At 70.7% G+C, this 21909-nt stretch carries 20 protein-coding genes and 4 pseudogenes; 10 read left to right on the forward strand and 14 right to left on the reverse strand.

Going from position 1 to position 21909, the window contains the following annotated elements; translation table 11 throughout:
• The 4 genes and pseudogenes from LJB71_RS04225 to LJB71_RS04240 form a co-directional block, all read right to left on the reverse strand.
• A complete protein-coding gene (locus LJB71_RS04225; RefSeq protein ID WP_259303206.1) occupies nucleotides 1-339 on the reverse strand; it encodes a hypothetical protein in 339 nt (112 codons plus the stop codon).
• Nucleotides 340-405: 66 nt separating this feature from the next.
• On the reverse strand, nucleotides 406-1347 hold the full coding sequence (locus tag LJB71_RS04230) for a DegV family protein (protein ID WP_259303207.1): 942 nt from the start codon (nucleotides 1345-1347) through the stop codon (nucleotides 406-408).
• A gap of 109 nt (nucleotides 1348-1456) precedes the next feature.
• A complete protein-coding gene (locus LJB71_RS04235; protein ID WP_259303208.1) occupies nucleotides 1457-2749 on the reverse strand; it encodes an amidohydrolase family protein in 1293 nt (430 codons plus the stop codon).
• Nucleotides 2746-4109, reverse strand: a pseudogene (locus LJB71_RS04240) (amidohydrolase). Before LJB71_RS04240 ends, LJB71_RS04235 begins: the two are co-directional and overlap by 4 nt.
• Nucleotides 4110-4260: 151 nt before the next feature.
• Between LJB71_RS04240 and LJB71_RS04245 the strand changes: the two are divergent.
• The gene (locus LJB71_RS04245; RefSeq protein WP_259303209.1) at nucleotides 4261-5037 is read left to right on the forward strand and encodes an AMP nucleosidase; all 777 of its coding nucleotides are present in this window, start codon (nucleotides 4261-4263) and stop codon (nucleotides 5035-5037) included.
• 112 nt (nucleotides 5038-5149) lie between these two features.
• Complete coding sequence (locus tag LJB71_RS04250) at nucleotides 5150-5686, forward strand: DUF924 family protein (protein WP_259303210.1); 537 nt, start codon at nucleotides 5150-5152, stop codon at nucleotides 5684-5686.
• Between the two features lie 33 nt (nucleotides 5687-5719).
• On the opposite strand, the gene grxD is transcribed toward LJB71_RS04250, so the two are convergent.
• Nucleotides 5720-6643, reverse strand: a complete 924-nt coding sequence (gene grxD, locus LJB71_RS04255; protein ID WP_259303211.1) for a Grx4 family monothiol glutaredoxin — start codon at nucleotides 6641-6643, stop codon at nucleotides 5720-5722.
• 177 nt (nucleotides 6644-6820) lie between these two features.
• Here grxD and LJB71_RS04260 point away from each other — a divergent pair, with 177 nt between their 5' ends.
• The 4 genes from LJB71_RS04260 (at nucleotide 6821) to LJB71_RS04275 (ending at nucleotide 9910) form a co-directional block, all read left to right on the forward strand.
• Nucleotides 6821-7366 carry a sigma-70 family RNA polymerase sigma factor gene (locus LJB71_RS04260; RefSeq protein WP_259303212.1) on the forward strand — a complete coding sequence of 182 codons (546 nt, stop codon included), beginning with the start codon at nucleotides 6821-6823 and terminating at the stop codon, nucleotides 7364-7366.
• Nucleotides 7353-8450, forward strand: coding sequence for a FecR family protein (locus LJB71_RS04265; protein ID WP_259303213.1), 1098 nt, complete (start codon nucleotides 7353-7355; stop codon nucleotides 8448-8450). Before LJB71_RS04260 ends, LJB71_RS04265 begins: the two co-directional genes overlap by 14 nt.
• A gap of 186 nt (nucleotides 8451-8636) precedes the next feature.
• The gene (locus LJB71_RS04270) at nucleotides 8637-9380 is read left to right on the forward strand and encodes a hypothetical protein (RefSeq protein WP_259303214.1); all 744 of its coding nucleotides are present in this window, start codon (nucleotides 8637-8639) and stop codon (nucleotides 9378-9380) included.
• A complete protein-coding gene (locus LJB71_RS04275) occupies nucleotides 9377-9910 on the forward strand; it encodes a cytochrome b/b6 domain-containing protein (protein WP_259303215.1) in 534 nt (177 codons plus the stop codon). Before LJB71_RS04270 ends, LJB71_RS04275 begins: the two co-directional genes overlap by 4 nt.
• Here the strand turns inward: LJB71_RS04275 and LJB71_RS04280 are convergent.
• The 4 genes and pseudogenes from LJB71_RS04280 to LJB71_RS04295 form a co-directional block, all read right to left on the reverse strand.
• Nucleotides 9891-10535 (reverse strand): GDSL-type esterase/lipase family protein, encoded by a 645-nt coding sequence (locus tag LJB71_RS04280; RefSeq protein ID WP_259304730.1) that lies wholly within the window; start codon nucleotides 10533-10535, stop codon nucleotides 9891-9893. The genes LJB71_RS04275 and LJB71_RS04280 overlap by 20 nt on opposite strands.
• 47 nt (nucleotides 10536-10582) lie before the next feature.
• Complete coding sequence (gene rlmM / locus LJB71_RS04285; protein WP_259304731.1) at nucleotides 10583-11635, reverse strand: 23S rRNA (cytidine(2498)-2'-O)-methyltransferase RlmM; 1053 nt, start codon at nucleotides 11633-11635, stop codon at nucleotides 10583-10585.
• Nucleotides 11631-12194, reverse strand: coding sequence for a nucleoside deaminase (locus tag LJB71_RS04290; protein WP_310649433.1), 564 nt, complete (start codon nucleotides 12192-12194; stop codon nucleotides 11631-11633). The genes rlmM and LJB71_RS04290 overlap by 5 nt, the downstream gene beginning before the upstream one ends.
• Before the next feature lie 9 nt (nucleotides 12195-12203).
• Nucleotides 12204-13960 (reverse strand): annotated as a pseudogene (locus LJB71_RS04295) (glutamine--tRNA ligase/YqeY domain fusion protein).
• A gap of 88 nt (nucleotides 13961-14048) precedes the next feature.
• On the opposite strand from LJB71_RS04295, the gene LJB71_RS04300 reads away from it, so the two are divergent.
• Entirely contained in the window at nucleotides 14049-14324 is a 276-nt protein-coding gene (locus tag LJB71_RS04300) for a DUF2007 domain-containing protein (RefSeq protein ID WP_259303217.1), read from the forward strand.
• A gap of 156 nt (nucleotides 14325-14480) precedes the next feature.
• Entirely contained in the window at nucleotides 14481-15242 is a 762-nt protein-coding gene (locus tag LJB71_RS04305) for a DMT family transporter (RefSeq protein WP_259303218.1), read from the forward strand.
• On the opposite strand, the gene LJB71_RS04310 is transcribed toward LJB71_RS04305, so the two are convergent.
• From LJB71_RS04310 to ahpC, 4 genes and pseudogenes are all read right to left on the reverse strand, one after another.
• Complete coding sequence (locus LJB71_RS04310; protein ID WP_259303219.1) at nucleotides 15172-15972, reverse strand: hypothetical protein; 801 nt, start codon at nucleotides 15970-15972, stop codon at nucleotides 15172-15174. The two genes, LJB71_RS04305 and LJB71_RS04310, sit on opposite strands and share 71 nt — an antisense overlap.
• A 22-nt stretch (nucleotides 15973-15994) precedes the next feature.
• Nucleotides 15995-16895: pseudogene (oxyR, locus tag LJB71_RS04315) on the reverse strand (DNA-binding transcriptional regulator OxyR).
• A 44-nt stretch (nucleotides 16896-16939) separates the two neighbouring features.
• Nucleotides 16940-18512: pseudogene (gene ahpF / locus LJB71_RS04320) on the reverse strand (alkyl hydroperoxide reductase subunit F).
• A 168-nt stretch (nucleotides 18513-18680) separates the two neighbouring features.
• Nucleotides 18681-19280, reverse strand: a complete 600-nt coding sequence (gene ahpC, locus LJB71_RS04325) for an alkyl hydroperoxide reductase subunit C (protein WP_259303220.1) — start codon at nucleotides 19278-19280, stop codon at nucleotides 18681-18683.
• Nucleotides 19281-19459: 179 nt separating this feature from the next.
• Between ahpC and prmC the strand changes: the two genes are divergently transcribed.
• Nucleotides 19460-20314 (forward strand): peptide chain release factor N(5)-glutamine methyltransferase, encoded by an 855-nt coding sequence (gene prmC, locus LJB71_RS04330; RefSeq protein ID WP_259304732.1) that lies wholly within the window; start codon nucleotides 19460-19462, stop codon nucleotides 20312-20314.
• Between the two features lie 59 nt (nucleotides 20315-20373).
• Nucleotides 20374-21321 carry a prolyl aminopeptidase gene (gene pip, locus LJB71_RS04335; protein WP_259303221.1) on the forward strand — a complete coding sequence of 316 codons (948 nt, stop codon included), beginning with the start codon at nucleotides 20374-20376 and terminating at the stop codon, nucleotides 21319-21321.
• Nucleotides 21322-21344: 23 nt separating this feature from the next.
• Here pip and LJB71_RS04340 read toward each other — a convergent pair whose 3' ends face one another.
• Nucleotides 21345-21887 (reverse strand): NUDIX hydrolase, encoded by a 543-nt coding sequence (locus LJB71_RS04340; protein WP_259303222.1) that lies wholly within the window; start codon nucleotides 21885-21887, stop codon nucleotides 21345-21347.
• Between the last annotated feature and the right edge of the window lie 22 nt (nucleotides 21888-21909).

A 21909-nucleotide genomic window follows, 5' to 3' on the forward strand; every position in this document is an offset into this window, starting at 1 on the left:
TCAGGCCGCGGTGACGTCGCGCAGCTGCCAGTGCTCGCCGGCCAGCAGGTGCATGCGCTGGCGCAGCACGGTGGAGGGCAGGGTGGTGTCCACCGTCAGGTCGATATGCAGGTCGTGCTGGGCGCCGCGAACAATGGCCTGCGGATCGGTTTCGCCAAGGGCGGGATCGACATCGTCGGGATCCTCCTGCGCCGCGCTCCAGCGGTCGAACAGCGCGCGCGAACGCAGGGCAGCCTGCAACTCCTCTGCGAAACCGTCGGCGCCGTGCGAGTGGAACGCGAGGCCGGGGGTATTGCCGCGGGCGGCGGAGGGATCGGGCAGGCGGATGTGGTAGCGCATCGGGGTCTCGTGCGGGGTTCAACTGCCGAAAGGATAATGCGTGATGCGTGCAGGCGCCGTCACGCTTCAGTCGAAGCCGCTCTGCTCCGAGGCGAAGCCCACGGTCAGCGCACCCTTGCCCACGTTGACCAGCCCGGACAGGCCCATGAAGCTCTCGAACACGTCCACCTTGCGGTCGGCGCAGGCCTCGCGCAGGCGGTCGTAGCCGGGCAGCTTGCGCATCTCCTCCAGCGGGCCGCCGTAGCTCAGGCACACGGTGGGTGAGAGCAGGCCACTCTTGACCCGGCGCGCGGTGAAGTCGAACAGGCGTTCGCTGGCGTTGGCAAAGCCCTTGACCTTGGCCACCGGCTCGGTTTCGCCCTGGTTGCAGTGCAGAACCGGCTTGATGTCGAGCGCGGTGCCCAGCGCGGCGCTGAGGAAACTCACGCTCTTGTCGCCGCGCTTCTTGATGCGGTTGCGCAGGTAGTTCAGGTCGGGCGCCACCATGTAGGCGTGGGTATGCCGGGCCAGGTTCTCGAGGCTGGCGCGGATGCGCGGCGGGGTTTCCCCGGCGGCGCGCAGGCGGGTGGCCTCGACCACCGGCACCGCGACCCCGGCGAACACGTTCTGGCTGTCAACCACGCGCAGCATGAACGGGGTGTTGTTGCCGGATGCGGCGCGTACGGGCTTGTAGTCGTTGAGGATGGTGTAGCTGGCCTGCACCGCATTGTCGTGGATGCCGCTGCGGGTACGGGTGGTGGTGATGCAGAACACGTAGTCGTAGTCCAGCACCAGCTTGCTCAGGAACAGATCGTGCACCTGCTGCACGGTGAACGGCGTGGTCTCGGCCTCGAACGCGCGCGCGCCGGTCTCGCCGCTGAGGAAGTTCATCGTCGCTTCCTCGTTGCGGACATCGGCCAGCACCGCCTGCCCGATCTGCACGGTGACCGGCAGGATGGTGATGTGTTCCCGCTCCAGGAACTCGCCCGGCAGGTCGCAGGCCGAGTCCACGATGATTCCGATGCGCATGGATCCCCCCTTTGGGCTCCGACTGTGGTGCTGCGAAGCTACCGCAAGTCGCGGCCGCGTGCATTGTGCGACGCGGCTCGCATTCCCTTGCCGGGGCGGTGGCGGGCGTTCAGCGGGCCGGCGCGGGGTAGGCGCGCGGCAGGCCGTCGTCCGCGCGCAGGTAGCGGTCGCGCAGCTCGGTCTGGCGGCTGCGCATCGGAATCGCGCGGCCCTCCAGCCACACCTGGCGCGCCACGCTGGCCACGTCCAGCGGATCGCCTGACCACAGCACCAGGTCGGCACGCTGGCCCGGCGCGATGGCGCTGCCCACCGCGTCGCGCACGCCCAGCACCTCTGCCGGCACCGCGGTCAGCCCGGCCAGCGCCGCGTCCCACGGCAGGCCGTTGGCCACCGTGTTGCCCGCCAGCTGGCGGATCTTGCGCGCGTTGTGGGAGGCGTCGCGACCCTGGAAGAACGCCACCCGCACCCCGGCCGCATGCAGCCGCGCGGCGTTCTCCAGCGTCGCGCCGATCTCGTCGAAGTCGGATGGCAGGTTGGCCAGTGCGTCCACGAACACCGGCACGCCCGCGGCGGCCAGCTGCGGGGCGACCTTCCACGCCTCGGCGCCGCCGACGATCGCGATGCGCACGTCGCGCTGCCGGGCCCAGCGCAGCAGGCGGGCGATATCGGCCGCGCGCTGCACCCGCACCATCACCCGGCCGCCGCCGCCGATGTATTTGGCCAGCGTCGCGCGCCCGGCCGGTGTGAGCAGGGCGAACTGCGAGTCCTGCGGGATGCGCCCGTGCAGCTCGTCCACCAGCTGATCCAGCAGCATCCACTGCGCGGCGCGCGAGCTGCCGCTGAGGCCGGCGCCGTCGCCGCCGAGGGTGACGAACAGCGCACGCGGACCGACTGCATCGAGGCTGCCGTCCAGCCGCACCACGCCGCCCTGGCCGCCGATCAGCGAGCCGCCGGGCTTGCTGCCTGCCGACAGCAGGGTCCAGCCGATGCCCTCCACCCGCGCCACCGGCACCAGCACCGAGTCGGGGTTGTAGGCGAGGGTGACGTCGAACTCCGGGCGCACCCGCATGTCGGCGGCGTTCGCGCCGAGCGCAAGGCTGGCATCCACCGTGGACGACTCGCCCGAGACTTCCTCCACCCCGATGTCGTTGATGCCGCCGAACAGGGCCGGCGTCAGCGGCGCGCCCTGGGCATCGACCACGACCGCGCCGTCGGCCTGCAGGCCCTGGCCGACCGCGGCGATCCGGCCGTTCTTCACCAGCACGTCGGCGTTGCGCAGGGTGCCGCGCGCGGTCACGGTATGCACGGTGGCATTGCGGATCAGCAGGTCCTGCGCGGTGGCCGGCAGCGCGGCCAGCAGCAGCGCCGCGGCGGCGGCGAACAGGTGATGGCGGGCGTTCATCGGGCACCTCCCTGCGCGGCCGATTGGCCCAGCATGAAATCCGAGACCGGCTGGCGCGCCGGGTCGCGGCGGTCGTACAGACGGGCGCCGTCCACGTACACCTGCTCGGCCTGCGCGTAGCTGCTGAAGGGGTTGCCGTTCCACACCACCACGTCGGCCATCTTGCCCGGCTCCAGGGTGCCGGTCTGGCCGAGGATGCCCATCGCGTTGGCCGGGTTGGCAGTGATCCAGCGGATCGCGCGTTCCGGCGCGATATCGATGCCGGCCAGGCGGGCGTGGGCGATCACCTTGGCCGCCTCTTGGTTGAGGCGCTGGATGCCTTCCTCGGAATCCGAATGCACGATCGCGCAGCCGCCGGGGACGCGGTCCACCAGCGCGATGTTCTCCTGGATGCCGTCGAAGCTTTCCATCTTGAAGCCCCACCAGTCGGCCCACAGCGCGCCGCATACGCCCTCGGCGGCGAGCCGGTCGGCGATCTTGTAGGCCTCCACCCCATGATGGAAGGCGCTGATCTTGAAGCCGAATTCCTTGGCCAGGTCGAGCATGGTGGCCATCTCGTCGGCGCGGTAGCAGTGGATGTGCACGCGGATGTCGCCGTTGAGGGCGCCGGCCAGGGTGTCGTTCTTGTAGTCGCGCTTGCCTTCCGCTTCCTTGCCGCCGGCCTTGCGCTTCTTCATGTATTCGGCGGCCTCGGCGAACGCGGCGCGGTAGCCGGCCACGTTGCCCATGCGGGTGGACGGGCCGCCCTTCTGGCCGTACACGCGCTTGGGGTTCTCGCCGCAGGCCATCTTCAGGCCCCAGGGCGCGCCCGGGAACTTCATCGCCTGATAGGTGGTGGCCGGCACGTTCTTCAGGGTGACGCCGCGGCCGCCGATCAGGTTGGCGCTGCCGGGCAGCACCTGCAGGCTGGTGACGCCGCCGGCCAGCGCGGTGGCGAAGCCCGGATCCTGCGGCCATACCGAATGCTCGGCCCAGACGTTCGGGGTCACCGGCGCGGTCGCCTCGTTGCCGTCGCTGTGCGCGCTCACCCCCGGGCTGGGATACACGCCGAGGTGGGAATGGATGTCGATGATGCCGGGGTGATCCACTTGCCGCGGGCATCCACGCGCACGGCATCGGCCGGCGCCTCCAGCGCTTGCCCGATCGCCGCGATCCGGCCGTCGCGCAGCAGCAGGTCTGCGTTCTCCAGACGGGCGCCGGTGCCGGTCAGCACGGTCGCATGCTGCAGCAGCACCGGCGGCGAAGGCACGCGCTGGTAGGTGCTGGGGTAGGGGTCGGCCGCGAAGTCGTAGGGTTTCGCGGATGATGGAGGGGCTTTCTGCGGTGTGCTGGCGCAGCCGGCGAGTAACAGCGCCAGCAGCGTGGTGGGCAAGGCTCTCATGATGGGTTCCCCAGGGCGGTTGAACGCCGGTAACCGCACGCTACCGTCTGGTGTTTGCGTGCGCCATGTGTCCGAGGTCATGCCTGCCCTGGCCGGCCGCCGTAGAATCGCGAAAACCCAGAGGACCTCCATGCACACCAAGCAAGACATCGTCCACAACTGGCTGCCGCGCTACACCGGCGTGCCGCTGGAACAGTTCGGTCAGCACATCCTGCTCACCAATTTCGGCGGCTATCTGCAGCATTTCGCCGAGATGACCGGCGCGCCGATCGTCGGCAGCGACCGCCCGATGCCCAGCGCCACCTCCGACGGCATCACCATGATCAACTTCGGCATGGGCAGCCCAAACGCGGCGACCATCATGGATCTGCTGTCGGCGATCGCGCCCAAGGCCGTACTGTTTCTCGGCAAATGCGGCGGCCTCAAGCGCAAGAACAGGCTCGGTGATCTGATCCTGCCGATCGCGGCAATCCGCGGCGAAGGTACCAGCAACGACTACCTGCCACCGGAAGTGCCGGCGCTGCCGGCATTCGCGTTGCAACGCGTGATTTCCACCACCATCCGCGACCACGAGCTGGACTATTGGACCGGCACCGTGTTCACCACCAACCGTCGGGTGTGGGAGCACGACGACGAGTTCAAGCAGAAGCTGCGTGCGATGCGCTGCATGGCGATCGACATGGAGACCGCCACCGTGTTCGCCGCCGGCTTCGCCAACCGCATTCCCTGCGGCGCGCTGCTGCTGGTGTCGGACCAGCCGATGATTCCGGACGGCGTGAAGACCGAGGCTAGCGACGCCAGGGTGTCGGCCGAGTTCGTGCAGAGCCACATCAAGGTCGGGATCGAGGCGCTGAAGCTGATCCGCCGCAACGGCAAGTCGGTGCGCCACCTGCGGTTCGACGAGTGAGCCAAGGCGCGCTTTGCGCGGCGCCGCCGCGCAGCCTTGGCGAACGCGCGGCCATGGATGGCCGGGCTAGAGGTTCCCGAAGTCGTTATTGTTGCGCCATGGAGGGCTGCGAATGACCATGTCGAAGGAGCTGCTCGCCTTCTGGCGCGAGGCGGGCATGGGCAAGTGGTTCCGCGGCGGCGCGGCGTTCGACGCCGAATGCCGCGCGCGCTGGCAGGATGCGCATTTCGCCGCATCCAGGCGCGAATGCGACCACTGGCTGGCGGATGCCGATGGCGCGCTGGCGTTGGTGCTGCTGCTCGACCAGATCCCGCGCAACATCTTCCGTGGCAGCGGCCACGCCTTCGCCACCGATCCGCTGGCGTTGCACGTCGCCGACCGGGCGCTTGCGGCCGGCTTCGATGCGCAGGTCGACCCGGCGCTGCGGTTCTTCTTCTACCTGCCGTTCGAGCATTCCGAGGCGATGGCCGACCAGCGGCGCGCGGTCGAGCTGTTCACCGCGCTGGGCGATGCCGACCTGCTGGGGTATGCCGTCGCCCACCGCGACGTGATCGCGCGCTTCGGCCGCTTCCCGCACCGCAACGCGGCGCTGGGACGGGTCAGCACGCCGGAGGAGCAGGAATGGCTGGATGCGGGCGGCGGGTTCTGAGCCGCCGCCGCCCCGGGGTGGCGGGATGCGCGTTCAATAGCGCGGCAGCGTCGGGTCGTACAGCGCCCACGCGGAGATCCCGCCCTCGACATTGAAGACCGAGGTGAAGCCCAGCGCACGGAAGTGTTCCGCGGCCTGCGCGCTGCGGCCGCCGCTGTGGCACAGGAAGGCCAGCGCGGTGTCCTTCGGCAGGGCTTCCAGCGCGGCCACGCCGTGATCGATGTGGCGGTACGGCACCGGCGCTTCGGCCAGCAGGCGCTCGTCCAGCGGGCGCACGTCCACCAGCACCAGGGTGCCGGCGCGCACCCGCTCGCTGGCCTGGGCCGGGGTCAGCGGCTGCACCTTCGGCGGCGCGTTCGGGTTGTCGATCACCAGGCCCTTGCCGCGCGCGTCTTCCACCCAGCCGAGGCGCATGCCATCGGCGCGGCGCGCGCTGGCGAGGTCGAACTGGGCGCGGATGCCGGCTTCTTCGCAGGCGATCGCGCCGGGGTCCACGGGCGCCAGCTGCAGGCGCGTTTTGAACGCCTTGTCCACTTCGATCTGCAGCGCATAGCCTTCGCCGGCATCGGCGATCGCCTGCTGCAGCATGCGCGCCGCCGCCGGAGTGATGTACAGGCGTGGTGGCGTGCGATCGGGCGTGGGCAGGCCCAGCGCGGCGTGCAGCTCGCCGCTGGCCGCCATCTGCTGGAGGATGTCGGAGCCGCCCACCAGCTCGCCGCGGATGTACAGCTGCGGAATGGTCGGCCAGTCGCCATAGAGCTTGATGCCCTCGCGGATTTCGGGGTCGGCCAGCACGTCCACGTGCGCGTAGGTGGCGCCGGCGGCGTCCAGCGCATTGACGGCCTTGGCCGAGAAACCGCACTGCGGCGCGTCCGGGCTGCCCTTCATGAACAGCACCACGGGATGGGCGGCCAGCAGGGTGTCGATGCGGGCGCGCAGGGCGGGATCGAGGGACATCATGGAGCTTCCGGCATGAGAGAGGCTGCAATTCTACGCCGCCGGCTGCCGGCGGCCCGATGACGCCGGTCAAGCTGTCGGCGCGGTGGCTAAGGGCGCCACCGTGCGGCGCGGGTATCGTCTTGTTAACGCCCGGCGCCATGGCCGCGTCGGTATGGGGTATCCGGAACGAGCCGCTTGGTCGAGAACGAGGCAACCGCCGCGCTGGTCGCAGCCGCGCGCCGTGGAGACGGCGGTGCGCTCGATCACCTGTACCGCCGCTTCGCGCCGGTGGTGCACGGCATCCTGCTGGGCTACGCAGCGCATGCCGACGCCGAGGACCTGGCCCAGCGCGTGTTCGAGACCGCATTCCGCCGGCTGGCCGACTTGCGCGAGGACGCGGCCTTTCCCGGTTGGATCGCCAGCATGGCGCGCCGCGCCGGGCTGGACGCGCAGCGGCGGTTCGCGCCGGCGACAGGCTTGGAGATCGAGGCGGTCGCCGTCCACGCCAGCCACGAGGACCAGGTGGACGCGGAGCGCGCCCTGCGCGCGATCCGCGGGCTACCGGAGGCGTACCGCGAGCCGCTGCTGCTGCGGCTGGTGGAAGGACTGAGCGGCCCGGAGATCGCCGAGCTGACCGGGCTGACCCCCGGCAGTGTGCGGGTCAACCTGCATCGCGGCATGGCGCTGCTGCGGCAGGCGCTGGCGGAACCAGACGGGAGGCGTGCGCATGAATCCCCATGACGATTACCTGTGGTCGAAGGCAGGGCAGGGCGAGGACGACACCCGCCGTCTGGAGCAGCTGCTGGCGCCGTATGCGTATCCGCGCGAACAGCGGCCGGAGGCCGCTCCGGCCATGCCCGCATCGACGCCGACGCCGCATCGCCTCCGCCCGCGCCGTTTCCGCATCGCCTGGGGGCTGGCCGCGGCGCTCGCCGCGTGCGCGCTGACGGCAGCGCTCCTACTGCAGCATCGCCTGGCCTGGCCCGAGCATCGGGGCTGGGAGGTGGCCGCTACGCGCGGGCAGGTGCGGGTGGTGGACGCGCCGCTGCGGGTCGGCGAACGATTGCCGGTCGGCGGTGAAATCGTCACCGGCGACGACGGCAGCGCGCGCCTGCGGATCGCGCGGATCGGCGAGCTGCGGCTGGATGCCGGTTCCCGGCTACGGCTGGAGCAGACCGGCTCCGGCCGGCATCGTGTGCGCCTGTTGCAAGGCCGGCTATGGGCGCGGGTGTGGGCGCCGCCAGGCTATTTCGGCGTGCGCCTGCCGCGCACCGAGGCGCTGGACATGGGCTGCGAGTTCACGCTGGAAAGCGACGCGACGGGTGCGGGCGCGCTAACCGTGCGTAGCGGCTGGGTGTTGGTCGGCAACGGCGGCGGCGAAGTGCTGGTGCCGCAGGGCGCCACGGTGCGCCTGCGCGCGGACGGCATGGCGGGGACGCCGTACGATCTCGGCGCGAGCGCCGGTTTCGTGGCGGCGCTGGCGGAACTCGACGCGCGGCGCGAAGTGTTGCCGGTCGACGAAGCGCATCTCCGACGCTTGCTGGCGCAGGCGCGACCGCAGGACGCCATCAGCCTGCTGTCGCTGCTGCAGCGACAGCCTTCGCTGGCTGGCGGGCCGTTGTACGATCGCCTGCGCGCCTTCCTCGCAAATACGCCCGCACCGTCGCGCGCAGCAGTGCTGCGTGGTGCGCCGGGCGCGCTGGATCCGTGGTGGAACGCGTTGCCCTATCCGCGTGCCAAGCGCTGGTGGCTGCAGTGGCCCGATGCGTTGCCGGCGGGAGCCGATGCGGCGGCGGCCGATGCGCGCGCCGGCAAGGGGGCCTGAACAGCCCTGCCTCTTGCTCGTCATCCCCGTAAAAGTGGGGGACAGCGACTTGCAAGCCGTTGAGAGCCAAGACGCGGGACAGACAATCATGCGGCTGTGAAAAGGTCTCCGCTTCGAGCGGACATTCGTTTGTTGGATGGGCGGGAAAAGACGGCAGTTGTCTGGATTTTCGCACTCGATCCCTGAGTGCCGCTTGCGGCGTTAACGCTCGCCGCTTTGCGCTCGTCCTTCCACGGCACCTACATGGAGACCCCAACGATGCCCGCACTTCCCCGCGCCATGCTCGCGCTCGCACTCGTCCTGCCCGCCGCCTGTGGCGCACCGGCCAGCGACCATGCCGTCACGACGGCGATCAATCGCACGGTGCCGGTGATCGGCAATTCCTGCGAAGGCTGCGAGGCCGTGTTCGACGGCATGCCGACAGAGATTCCGTCCAGTATCCGGCTTGCGCCTCCCGGCGAACCCGGGGTGCCCATGCGCATTTCCGGACGGGTATTGGACGGTTTCGGTCGCGCACGCGCCGGGGTGGTGGTCTATGTCTACCAGACCGATCGCACCGGCATCTATCCGCGCCCGGCGCAGCGGCTCGGCCGTGAAGCCATGCGTCATGGACGGCTGCGCGGCTGGGTGCGCAGCGATGCGCAGGGCCGCTACGTCATCGACACCATCCGACCGGGCAGCTACCCCGGCGAGGACGTGGCCGAACACGTGCACATGCAGGTGCTCGAACCCGGCTGCTTCACCTATTACATCGACGACCTGATGTTCCTCGACGATCCCAAGTTGTCCGCGGAAGAGCGGCGGCAGGCGCACGGCACCGGCGGCAACGGCTTCCTGTGGCCGGTGATGGTCGATGGGCGTTGGCAGGCCGAGCGCGACATCGTGCTCGGGCTGGGTGTGCCCGGCCCCCGCGAATGCCTGGCGCCATGAGCGGCGAACGCCATCCCGCCTGTCTCCGGCACCTGCACTGGGCGGCCGCGGCGGGCGTGGCGATGCAACTCGCGCTGGGCTGGGGGTCGGAAGCCATCGACGGCGACACCGGGATGCGTCTGCTGCGCATCCACTTCCAGCTCGGCATGGTGCTGCTGGCGCTGATGTTGCTGCGGCTCGCATGTCGGCTGGTGCGGCGCATGCCGCCGGCCGATGGCGGAGAACCGCGCTGGCGGCGCCGGGCGGCGCGCATCGTCCACGCCGGGCTGTATCTGCTGCTGTTCCTGCTGCCGATCAGCGGCTACGTGATCTGGGTCTGGATGGAGGCACCGCTCGACGTGCTGGGCGTGCTGCGGGCGCCGCGGCTGTTCATGCCGCCGGCCAACGACGAGACCTGGCGGGCGGTCGCCTGGTACGTCCACTTCGCCTGCGCGTGGGGGCTCTCCGCGCTGGTCGCGCTGCACGTGGCGGCCGCGCTCTGGCACCAGTGGGTGTGGCGCGACGGGCTGATCAGCCGGCGGATGCTGTAGCGGCGTCGGCCAGCAGGGCGCGCGCCACCGGCAGCGCGGCGTCGACCCAGCGCGCGTACTGCGCGGCGGAAGGGTGCAGGCCGTCATCGGCCAGCATCGCCGCGGCATCGCCGCCGTCGCGGCTGATCCCGGTGATGTCCACGAAGGCGATGCCGCGCGCGCGGCAGCGTTCTGCGGCAGCGGCGTTGCAGGCGTCCAGCTCGGCGGCGACCCGGCGCGGGCTGCGCAGCTCGCGGCGGGCGAACGGAGTCACGCCCCAGTCCGGGATCGACAGCACCAGCACCCTTCCTGCGCGCCCTCCGGCCAGGGCGGTCGCGCGCGTCAGCAGGGCGTCGAAGCTGCGCGCGTATTCGGCCAGCGGCAGGCCGCGGTACTGGTTGTTGACGCCGATCAGCAGCGAGACGAAGTCCCACTGCCCCAAGGGCTCGGCCGCGTCCATCGCCGCGGAGAGCTCGTCGGTGGTCCAGCCGGTGGTGGCGAGGATGCGCGGCTCGGCGATCGCGATACCCGCCGCGCGCAGTCCTGCGGCCAGCTGCCGCGGCCAGCGGCCGTCTGCGTCGATGCCTTCGCCGATGGTGTAGGAATCGCCGAGCGCCAGATAGCGGAGTGGGGTCATGGCGGGTATGCAGCGTGCCTGAGAAGTTGAAGCCTAGCCCGGATGCCGCGCCGCGGTCAGGCCGGCAGCGCCAGCACCGTGATTTCCTCGCGGTCATGGTAGAGCTGGCGGGCGCGGACTGTCAGCGGCCGGCCCGCCTGCCGCGCGAACAGGTCCAGGCACAGCCGGGTTTCCTGCCAGCGTTTCTTCATCGGCAGCTTGAGGTTGAAGACCGCCTGCCGGCACCAGCCCTCGCGCAGCCAGGTCGCCATCCGTTCGGCCACCCGGCGCGGCTGCTCCACCATGTCGCAGACCATCCAGTCCAGCGGTTGCGGCGGCTGCCAGGTGAAGCCGTCGGCGCGCAGGTGCTGCACCAGGCCGGTGTCCAGCACGTGCGGGCGCAGCGGGCCGTTGTCGATCGCGGTGACGCGCAGGCCGTGGCGGGTCAGCACCCAGGTCCAGCCGCCGGGGGCGGCGCCGAGGTCGGCGGCCCGCATGCCGCCCTGCAGCAGGCGCGCACGCTCCGCATCGGTCAGCAGCACCAGCAGCGCCTCTTCCAGCTTCAGCGCCGAGCGCGAGGGCGCGTCCGGGTGCATGCGCAGGCGCGGGATGCCCAGCGGCCGCGGCGCGCTGTCGGCGGGCAGGCTGCGGGCGAGCAAGGCGTGGTCGCCGGCGACGAGGCAGACGTGCAGGCGCGGCAGGCGCGGGTCGTCCTGCGCGCCGAGCAGGCCGGCCTTGCGCAGCGCCGGGCGCAGGGCGTTGCCGAGGCTGCGCGCCAATCCTGCCAGCGGCTTGCCGGCATCGGTATCCGGGTGTTCCATCACCAGCGTGCCGAATCGCGCCTGGCCCTGCAGTGCCTGCAGCATCGGCGTGATGCGGTCGCGCGGGTCCAGAGCGCGCAGCTCGGCGAGCAGGCGCAGCTTCTGGCGCGCGAAGATCAGGGTGGAGAAAGGCAGCGCGCGGTCGAGCGCATCGGCGTCGGCCGGGTCAGGGGTGAGGAACAGCACGTAGCCGCTGTCGCGCTCGGTGCGCGCGTAGCCGGCCAGCCCGGCCTCGCCGGCGCGTTCGCTCAGTTCGCCGGCCAGTTCCGGCTCGAAGCCCTGGCGGCAGTAGCCCAGCAGGCCGTCAATAATTCGGCCCGCCGAGCTCGCCATAGGCCTTCAGCACCGCGCAGGCAGCTTCGCGCTCGATGTCGCGCACGACCTCGATGCCGCGACGCGCGAGCTCGCCCATCCAGTCCGCCGGCAGCGGGCCTTCGTCGAACGCGGTCAGCGCCTCCACGTCCTCGCTGCGCGCCCCGATCAGCAGGCGGTCGATCCCGGCCCACACGGTGGCGCCGTAGCACTGGCAGCACGGCTGCGCCGAGGTGGCCAGCGTCACCGGTCCGCCCAGCGCGTTCAGGCGGAACTGCTGCAGGCGCTGCTGCGCCAGCATGCAGGCCATCATTTCGGCGTGCGCCACCGAGCAGCTCTGGCGCACCACCCGGTTCACGCCCACCGCCACCAGCTGGTGCTGCGGGCTGAACACCGCGGCGCCGAACGGGCCGCCGCTGGCGTGTTCGACGTTCAGGCGCGACAGCTCGATCGCAAAACCCACCTTGGCCGCGTCGGTGCTGAAATCGCGGCCGGCCAGATCCAGCTCCATCACCCAGACCGGCAGGGTGAGGTGCAGCTGCGCGGGCAGGGGCATCGGCATGGCTCAGACCTTCTGCAACCAGGTGTCGCGCAGGGTCACGCTGCGGTTGAACACCGGCGCATCGCTGCGATGGTCGTAGCGGTCGGCCACGAAATAACCCAGACGCTCGAACTGGAAACTGGTCTCCGGCGCGGCCTGCGCGGCGGCCGGCTCCACGTAGCCGGTGACCACGCGGCGGGAGTCGGGGTTAAGATAGTCGCGGTAGGTCTTGCCGTCCTCGTCGGTGTCCGGGTCCGGCACCGTGAACAGGCGGTCGTACAGGCGGATTTCCGCCGGCACCGCGTGTTTGGCGCTGACCCAGTGGATGGTGCCTTTCACCTTGCGGTTGGCGCCTTCCATGCCGGGGCGCGAGGCGGGGTCGAGGGTGCCGTGCAGTTCGACGATCTCGCCGCGGGCATCCTTCACCACTGCATCGCAGCGCACGATGCCGGCGCCGCGCAGGCGCACTTCGCCACCCACGGTCAGGCGCTTGAAGCCCGGTGGCGGCACCTCTTCGAAATCCTCGCGCTCGATCCACAGCGCGCGCGAGAACGGCAGCATGCGCTCGCCCTGGCGCGCGTCTTTCGGATGGTTGGCAAAGCGCGCCATTCCTCGTGCGTCTCGGGGAGATTGGTGAGTACCAGCTTGATCGGGTCGATCACCGCCATCCGCCGCGGCGCGTGCGCGTCGAGATCGTCGCGCAGGGCGCCTTCGAGGATGGAGAGATCCAGCAGCGAGTTCTGCTTGCTGATGCCCACGCGCTCGACCATCAGCTTCAGCGCCGAGGGCGTGTAGCCGCGGCGGCGGATGCCCTGCAGGGTGGGCATGCGCGGGTCGTCCCAGCCGTCCACCAGACCTTCTTCGACCAGCGCCAGCAGCTTGCGCTTGCTCATCACCAGGTAGTTGAAGTTCAGGCGCGAGAACTCGATCTGGCGCGGCTTGCCGGCTTCCAGCGGCAACCCCTTGGCGCGCAGCGGCGCCAGCAGCTCCGGGTTGTGCGCCAGGTCCACCCTGTCCACGCACCAGTCGTACAGCGGGCGGTGGTCCTCGAACTCCAGCGTGCACAGCGAATGGGTGATGCCCTCGATCGCATCGCTGAGCGAATGCGCGAAGTCGTACATCGGATAGATGCACCAGGCATCGCCCGTGTTCTGGTGCGGCACGTGCTTGATCCGGTACAGCGCCGGGTCGCGCAGGTTGATGTTGCCGCTGGCCATGTCGATCTTCGCGCGCAGGGTGCGCGCGCCGTCCGGGAACTCACCCGCGCGCATGCGCCGGAACAGGTCCAGGTTTTCCTCCACGCTGCGGTTGCGGTAGGGCGATTCGCGGCCCGGCTCGGTCAGGGTGCCGCGGTAGGCGCGCACGTCCTCGGCGCTGAGGTCGCACACGAAGGCGTCGCCCTGGCGGATCAGCTTCTCGGCGGCGAGATAGAACACCTCGAAGTAGTCCGAGGCGTGGCGCAGGCTGGCCCAGGTAAAGCCCAGCCAGCGCACGTCGTCCTGGATGGCGCGCACGTACTCGGGGTCTTCCTTGGCCGGGTTGGTGTCGTCCAGGCGCAGGTTGCAGCTGCCGCCGAACTCGGCGGCGATGCCGAAATCCAGGCAGATCGCCTTGGCATGGCCGATGTGCAGGTAGCCGTTGGGCTCCGGCGGGAAGCGGGTCTTGATCGCGGTGTGCTTGCCGCAGGCCAAATCGTCGCGGACGATCTGGCGGATGAAATCGGTGCGCGCGGGCGCGTCGGTGGAGGCGAGGGTATCGGACACGGCAGGGGTCGCAGACAGGTAGCGGATTAGTTTATCCGAGCCCCGCCGTGCAGGCTTTCGTACTTGGGTTTCCGGGGGTACGCTGGGCAGGCCGCGAGGAGAGCCGATGCGCACCGTGTACGACGCCGCCAACCTGATCGATGCGCATCTGGTCAAGCACGCGCTGGAGGATGCCGGCATCCCCGCGTTCGTGCGCGGTGAGGCGCTGACCGGCGGGATCGGCGAACTCGGGGTGTTCGGGCTGGTCGCGGTGATGGTGGCGGATGCCGCCGAGCCGGAGGCGCGTGCGCTGATCGCGCAGCTGCAGCTGGGGCAGGCCGCGGCGGCGGATGGCGATCCGGATGTCGATGCGGACGGGCTGCCGGCCGGCGATCCTGCGTGAGCCCGGCGCAGTCCTCGCGCGCGGCCAGCCTGCAGCTGCTGGCCGGGGCCGCGATCATCGGCAGCAACGGGATCATGGTGCGGCTGGCCGGGATGCCGCCGACCGCGGTGGCGTTCTGGCGGATGCTGCTGGCCGGGGTGCTGCTGAGCTGTGCTGGTGACGCTGCGCCACAACTGGCAGGCGCTGCCCGGCAAGGCCTGGCGCTGGCTGGCGGTGCCGGTGCTGGCGTTCGCCATCGACCTGTGGATGTGGCACCAGAGCATCCTGCGGATCGGCCCGGGTCTGGCCACCCTGCTGGCGAACGCGCAGGTGTTCTTCATGGCGCTGGCCGGCGTGCTGCTGTTCCGCGAGCGGTTGGGGCCGCGCTTCGTGGCGGGCGTGCTGCTGGCGTTCTTCGGGCTGTGGCTGCTGCTGGGCGCGGACTGGGCCAGCCTGCCGCCGCAGTACCGCGGCGGGGTCTGGCTGGGGCTGGCGACCGGAGTCGCGTATGCCGCCTACAACGTCGGGATCAAGCGCACCCAGGCGCTGGCCGGGGCCGGGCGCGCGCGGGTGCCGGTGGAGCAGGTGCTGTGCCTGGCCGCGTTCGGCAGCGCGGTGTGCCTGGGTGCGATCGGCTGGGCCGAGGGCGAGGCGTTCCGGCCGCCGTCGCTGCACGCCTGGGGCGTGCTGCTGGCGTTGGCCGCGATCGGCCACTGCCTGAGCTGGATCCTGATCTCGCGCGCGATGGGCGCATTGCCGGTGGCGCTGGCCGGCCTGCTGCTGCTGGCGCAGCCGATCGTGGCCTACCTGCTGGACGTGCTGCTGTTCGACGTGCCGGTGTCGCCGCGGCAGTGGCTGGGGCTGGCGGTCAGCCTGGCCGGGATTTTCGTGGCCGGGGTTCGTGGCCGGCAGCCGCCGCTGCCCGCGCAGGAGCCGTGAGGCGCGCGGCCACGCGGTCTGCTGCCCGTTCATGGTTCGACAGGCCCGCCACGAACGGGCATGGGGCGCGCCGCGGGCTGCGGCTGTCAGAGCGGAGTGATCGCGCAGGTATAGACCAGTTCGCAGGCGCCGCGGCCGGTGTCGTCGCGGCGCAGGAGCTGGCCCAGTGCCAGCCGTGATCGTCGATCCGCACCAGCCAGCCGTCGAGGCGGACGTGTTGCCCCGCGTGCAGGCGGTGCAAGGTCGCCGCCACCCGCTCGTCGGCCGGGACGATGTGCATGTTCGCGCTGCTGCGGGCGATCTCGGCCGGCGGGATCGGCGGATGCCCGCGCCAGCGGTAGTGGTACCAGCGGCCGCTTTGGTGGATCGACAGATGCTTGAGGATTGCCGGGTCGGCCATCCGGCCCCAGCCCAGCGCGAGGTCGCTGGGCGAATACGCCGCCTCGTGCCCGAAGCGGTAGTCCTCGCGGGCGAGCACGCGGGCATCCACGCTGAACCCGGCCAGCGCGGTGAGGTTGGCGGGCCCCACGTCGGGCAGGACGGTGCCGGGGGGCACCGGGCTTTGCAGCGGCGGGTCGCCGGGATGCACCTGTGGCGGCAGCGGGCAGGCCGGCGGCGCCGCGGCGGTGGACGGTGCCGGGGGCGGCAGGCGCACGTGCGGATGCGCCAGCCACCAGCACAGGGCCAGGCAGACGGCGACGGCCAGGATCAGGCCGCTGCGGGTGGGCATATGGGCTCCAGGCGCGCGGGGGTCAGCCCAATTGTGCACGCGCGCGTGCGCCGATGACATCCGCCACCTGGTGCAGGAAGCCGTCCAGCGCCGACGACTTGCGCCAGGCCAGCGCCAGCCGGCGGGTGGGGGCGGGATCGGCGAACGGCACCAGCCGGATCCCAGCCGGCTGCACCACCGGCGCATGCACCGACAGCGCCGGCAGCAGGGTGACACCGACCCCGGCGGCCACCATCTGGCGCAGGGTCTCCAGGCTGGTGGCGCGGAACCCGGCTTTTTCCTGTGCGCCGGACAGCCGGCACACGTCCAGCGCCTGGTCGCGCAGGCAGTGGCCGTCCTCCAGCAGCAGCAGGGTCTCGTGGCCAAGGTCATCAATGTGCAGGCCGCGCGCCTGCGCCAGCGGGTGGCGTTCGGGCGCGGCCAGCACAAAGGGCTCTTCGAACAGGAATTGCGCGTGCAGCTGCTCGTCGTGCAGTGGCAGCGCCAGCAGCGCGGCATCCAGCTGGCCATCGCGCAGACGCTGCAGCAGCACGTCGCTCTTTTCCTCCACCAGCAGCAGCTCCAGCTGCGGGAAGGCCTCGCGCAGGGCCGGCACCGCATGCGGCAGCAAATACGGGCCGAGGGTGGGGAACACGCCCAGGCGCAGGGTGCCGGAGGCCGGGTCGTGGCTTGCGCCGCGCGGCCTCCTTCATCTCGTCCACGTCGGCGACGATCCGGCGCGCGCGCTGCACCACGTCCTGGCCGGCGGCGGTGAGCATCACCTTGCGCGGCGCGCGCTCGATCAGGACCACGCCCAGCTCCTCCTCCAGCTTGCGGATCTGGGTCGAGAGCGTGGGCTGGCTGACGAAGCAGGCCTCCGCCGCCTTGCCGAAGTGGCGCAGATCGGCCAGGGCCACCAGGTACTTCAGGTCGCGCAGGTTCATGCCGCCTCCGCTGCAATGCTTGGGGCCGGGGGACGGGCGCCGCTTCAGGCCGCCTGTGCGGCGCCCGCCGGGGTGCGGATCAGATGGTCGAAGGCGGACAGCGCGGCGGTCGAGCCGGCGCCCATCGCGACCACGATCTGCTTGTACGGCTCGGTGGTGGCGTCGCCGGCGGCGAACACCCCGGGCAGCGAGGTCTGGCCGCGGTCGTCGATCACGATCTCGCCGCGCGGCGACAGCTTCACCGTGCCCTTGAGCCACTCGGTATTCGGCAGCAGGCCGATCTGCACGAACACGCCATCCACCGCCAGCTCGTGGCGCAGCGCGGTGCCGCGCTCCAGCCAGCGCAGGCCGGTCAGGCGCTGGCCGTTGCCCAGCATCTCGGTGGTCTGCGCGTTCAGCACGATGCTGACATTGGGCAGGCTGCGCAGCTTTGCGTTGCAACACATCATCGGCGCGCAGCTTGTGCTCGTATTCGAGCAAGGTGACGTGCGCCGCGATGCCGGCGAGGTCGATCGCCGCCTCCACGCCGGAATTGCCGCCGCCGATCACCGCCACCGGCTTGCCTTTGAACAGCGGGCCGTCGCAATGCGGGCAGTAGGTGACGCCGCGGGTGCGGTACTCGGCCTCGCCGGGCACGCCGGTCTGGCGCCAGCGCGCGCCGGGCGCCAGCACCACGCTGCGCGCGCGCAGGGTGGCACCGGTTTCCAGTTCGATGCCGACCAGGCCATCATTGCCGGCTGGATGCAGGCTGCGCGCGACCTGCGCGGTGACCAGGTCCACCCCGTACTGGCGCACGTGCGCTTCCAGCGCGGCGGCCAGCTTCGGGCCTTCGGTGTATTCGACCGAGGGGACGTTCTCGATCGCCAGCGTGTCCAGCACCTGGCCGCCGAAGCGCTCGGCCACCAGGCCGGTGCGGATGCCCTTGCGCGCGGCGTAGATCGCGGCCGCCGCGCCGGCCGGGCCGCCGCCGACGATCAGCATGTCGTAGGGCTCGCGGTCCTTCAGCGCTTCGGTGGTGCGTGCGGCGGCACCGGTGTCGAGCCTGGCGAGGATCTGCTCCACGCCCATGCGCCCGTTCTCGAACGGCTGGCCATTGAGGTAGACGGTTGGCACCGACAGGATCTGGCGCGCCTCGACCTCGTCGCGGAACAGCGCGCCGTCGATCGCCACGTGGCGGATGCGCGGATTCAGCACGCTCATCGCGTTCAGCGCCTGGATCGTGTCCGGGCAGCTCTGGCAGTGCAGCGACATGTAAGTCTCGAAGCGGTAGTCGCCGTCCAGCGCGCGCACCTGCGCGGCCAGCGCCTCGTCGATCTTCACCGGGTGCCCGCCGACCTGCAGCAGGGCCAGCACCAGCGAGGTGAACTCGTGGCCCAGCGGGATCCCCGCGAAGCCGACCTGCACGTCGCTGCCGGCGCGGCGGATCAGGAACGAAGGCGTGCGCGCGTCGTCGCCGGCGACCCGGGTGATCTTCGGCGAGAGCGCGGCGATCTCGTCCAGCAGCGCGTCCAGTTCGCGCGCGGCCGGCGAGGCGTCCAGGCTGGCGACCAGTTCGATCGGCGCCTGCACGCGCTCCAGGTAGCCGGCCAGTTGGTCTTTCAGGTCTTGCTCGAGCATTCGGGACATCCTCGGGGGAGGGTGGGGCGTGGGGTGGATATGGCGGAAACGGTGGAGTGGAAGCGGGCTGCGGCCAGCCGCGCAGGGCGGCGGGGCTGGCCGCAGCCCCTTCCCGGCGCGGGAAGGGGTGCGGGCCGCGGACGGCAGCGGCCGCCCGCGGCGCGAGGGTCAGATCTTGCCGACCAGATCCAGCGACGGCTTGAGGGTCTTGGCGCCCTCGTTCCACTTGGCCGGGCACACTTCGTTCGGGTGCGCGGCCACGTACTGCGCGGCCTTCAGCTTGCGCAGGGTTTCGGTGACGTCGCGCGCGATCGCGTTGTCGTGCACTTCCATGGTCTTGATCAGGCCGTCCGGGCTGACGATGAAGGTGCCGCGCAGGGCCAGGCCTTCCTCGTCGATGTGCACGCCGAAGGCGCGGGTCAGCTGGTGGGTGGGGTCGCCGACCAGCGGGAACCTGGCCTTGCCGACCGCCGGGCTGGTTTCGTGCCAGACCTTGTGCGAGAAGTGGGTGTCGGTGGTGACGATGTAGACCTCGGCGCCCAGCGTCTGGAACTCGGCATAGTGCTCGGCCGCGTCCTCGATTTCGGTCGGGCAATTGAAGGTGAAGGCGGCCGGCATGAAGATCAGCACCGACCACTTGCCGGCCAGGTCCTTGTCGGTGACCTCGATGAACTTGCCCTCGCGGTAGGCTTGCGCCTTGAACGCGGGGATGCGGGTGTTGATCAGCGGACGACGGTCGGCTTGCAGGCTGTTTTCGAGCAGGGACATCTTTCAGACTCTCCATGTGGGGGATGTTGCGCTGCGCAAAAACTAGCGCGCGCGATTCAATCCATCAATAAAATCGTTTCTATCATTTAGATAGATTTTAACTATCAATAGCGGAGAGCCCCTGAAATGCAGCCTTCCAGACGCCATCCTGCGGCGATCATCCTGGTTCGGTGTCGAGCATGAGTGCGGCGACGGTCGTCGGGCTGCTGCGTATTCAGGCAGCGGGCATCGATCCCGTCGATGGCGAACTGCTGCTGGCGGAGGCGCTGGGGCGTCCCCGCAGCTGGCTGTACGCGCATCCGGAGGCGCCTGTATCTGCGTCGGCGCGCGCGCGGTTCGAGGCGCTGCTGGCGCGCCGGCAGGCGGGCGAGCCGGTGGCCTACCTGCTCGGGCGGCAGGGGTTCTGGAGCCTGGAGCTGGAGGTGGGCCCGGCGACCCTGATCCCACGTCCGGAAACCGAGCGGCTGGTGGAACTGGCGCTGGCGCGCCTGCCGGCGGGGCCGCCGCTGCACGTGGCCGACCTCGGTACCGGCAGCGGCGCGATCGCATTGGCGCTGGCGCGCGAGCGGCCGCAGGCGCGCATCGTCGCCACCGATGCCAGTGCGGAGGCGCTGGCGGTGGCGCGGCGCAACGCCGAACGTCTTGGCCTGGTCCAGGTCGAGTTCCGCCTTGGCGACTGGCTGGCCCCGCTGCGCGGCGAGCGCTTCGATCTGATCGTGAGCAATCCGCCTTACATCGCACTCGGCGATCCGCATCTGGCGCAGGGCGATCTGCGCTTCGAGCCGCCCATGGCGCTGGCCTGCGGCACGGACGGGCTGGAGGCGATCCGGGGGATCGTGCGCGATGCCGGCCGCCATCTGCATCCGGGCGGCTGGCTGCTGCTGGAGCACGGCTGGAACCAGGGCGCGGCGGTGCGCGGCCTGCTGGAGGCGGCGGACTTCGTCGAGGTTGCGACCGGACGCGATCTGGAAGGGCGCGAGCGGGTCAGTCTGGGCCGTTGGGTACAGGCCGCGCCGCAGTCTGCGCCGGGGTGAGCGGGACGGTCGAAGCGGCCAGTTAGACTCTGTGCCTTCCCACACGCCGGAGCCCCGCCATGCGCAGCCTGTATCCCGAGATCACGCCCTACCGCAGCGGCATGCTCGCGGTGGATGCGCGCCACACCCTGTACTGGGAAGAGTGCGGCAATCCCGACGGCAAGCCGGTGGTGCTGCTGCACGGTGGCCCGGGCGGCGGCTGCAGCGCCAACATGCGGCGCTTCCACGACCCGGCGAAGTACCGCATCGTGCTGTTCGACCAGCGTGGCGCCGGGCGCAGCACGCCGCATGCCGACCTCACCGACAACACCACCTGGGACCTGGTGGCCGACATCGAAAAGCTGCGCGAGCACCTGGGCATCGCGCGCTGGCAGGTGTTCGGCGGCAGCTGGGGCTCGACCCTGGCGCTGGCCTATGCCGAAACCCACCCGCAGCGCGTCACCGAGCTGGTGCTGCGCGGCATCTTCCTGCTGCGGCGCTGGGAGCTGGAATGGTTCTACCAGGAGGGTGCCAACCGTCTGTTCCCGGATGCGTGGCAGCATTTCCTGGCGCCGATCCCGCCAGTGGAGCGCTGCGACCTGATCGGCGCCTACTACCGGCGCCTGACCTCCGACGACGAGGGCGTGCGGCTGGCCGCGGCGCGCGCCTGGAGCATCTGGGAGGGCGCCACCAGCTATCTGCACATCCCCGACGACTATGCCGAGACCCACGGCGACCCGCAGTTCGCGCTGGCGTTCGCGCGGATCGAGAACCACTACTTCGTCAACGGCGGGTTCTTCGACGAGGAGGGCCAGCTACTGCGCGACGCGCACCGGATCGCCGACATCCCCGGCGTGATCGTGCACGGCCGCTACGACGTGGTCTGCCCGATCCAGAATGCCTTCGACCTGCATGCGGTGTGGCCGCGCGCGGAGCTGCTGGTCAGTCCCGCGTCCGGGCATTCGGCGTTCGAGGCCGAGAACGTGGATGCGCTGGTGCGCGCCACCGACCGCTTCGCCACTGGTTGAGGCGGCGGTCCGGCAGACGGCGATCAATCCGCTGGACTGCCGTCCGGATTGCGTTCGATCATCCACAGCCCGGCCCACAGCTTGAGGTCCAGTTCGTAGCCTTCGGCGTGCTTGCGCATCAGCCAGGCCGGGGCCTCATGGCGCGGTACTGCGTGCACGGTGATGCGCTCGTCGCCGATGCCGCCACCTGCGCCCACCCGCACCAGCTCGCGGGCGCGCACGAAGGCGATGCGCTCGTTGGTCAGGCCCGCGCTGGTGGGGCCGGTGAGCAGCAGCTCCAGCCGACCCGGCGCCCAGCCGGTTTCCTCGATCAGCTCCTCGCGCGCGGCTTCCAGCAGGGTGGCATGCGCGGGATCGTCGCCGACCAGCCCGGCGGGCATCTCGATCGTGCGCGCGCCCAGCGGGATGCGGTATTGCTCGACGAACAGCACCTCGTCGGCCGGGGTGACGGCGATGATGATCACCGCCATGCCCTCGCCATGCACGCGTTCGCAGGACTCCCAATGGCCGATGCGCACCAGCCGCAGCCATTGGCCTTCGTGGAGGATTTCGCGGGCGTTATTCATGCCCCGATGCTAGCGCAGGCGG

Origin of the sequence: Thermomonas sp. S9 (assembly GCF_024704365.1) — a bacterium.
Lineage (GTDB): Bacteria > Pseudomonadota > Gammaproteobacteria > Xanthomonadales > Xanthomonadaceae > Thermomonas.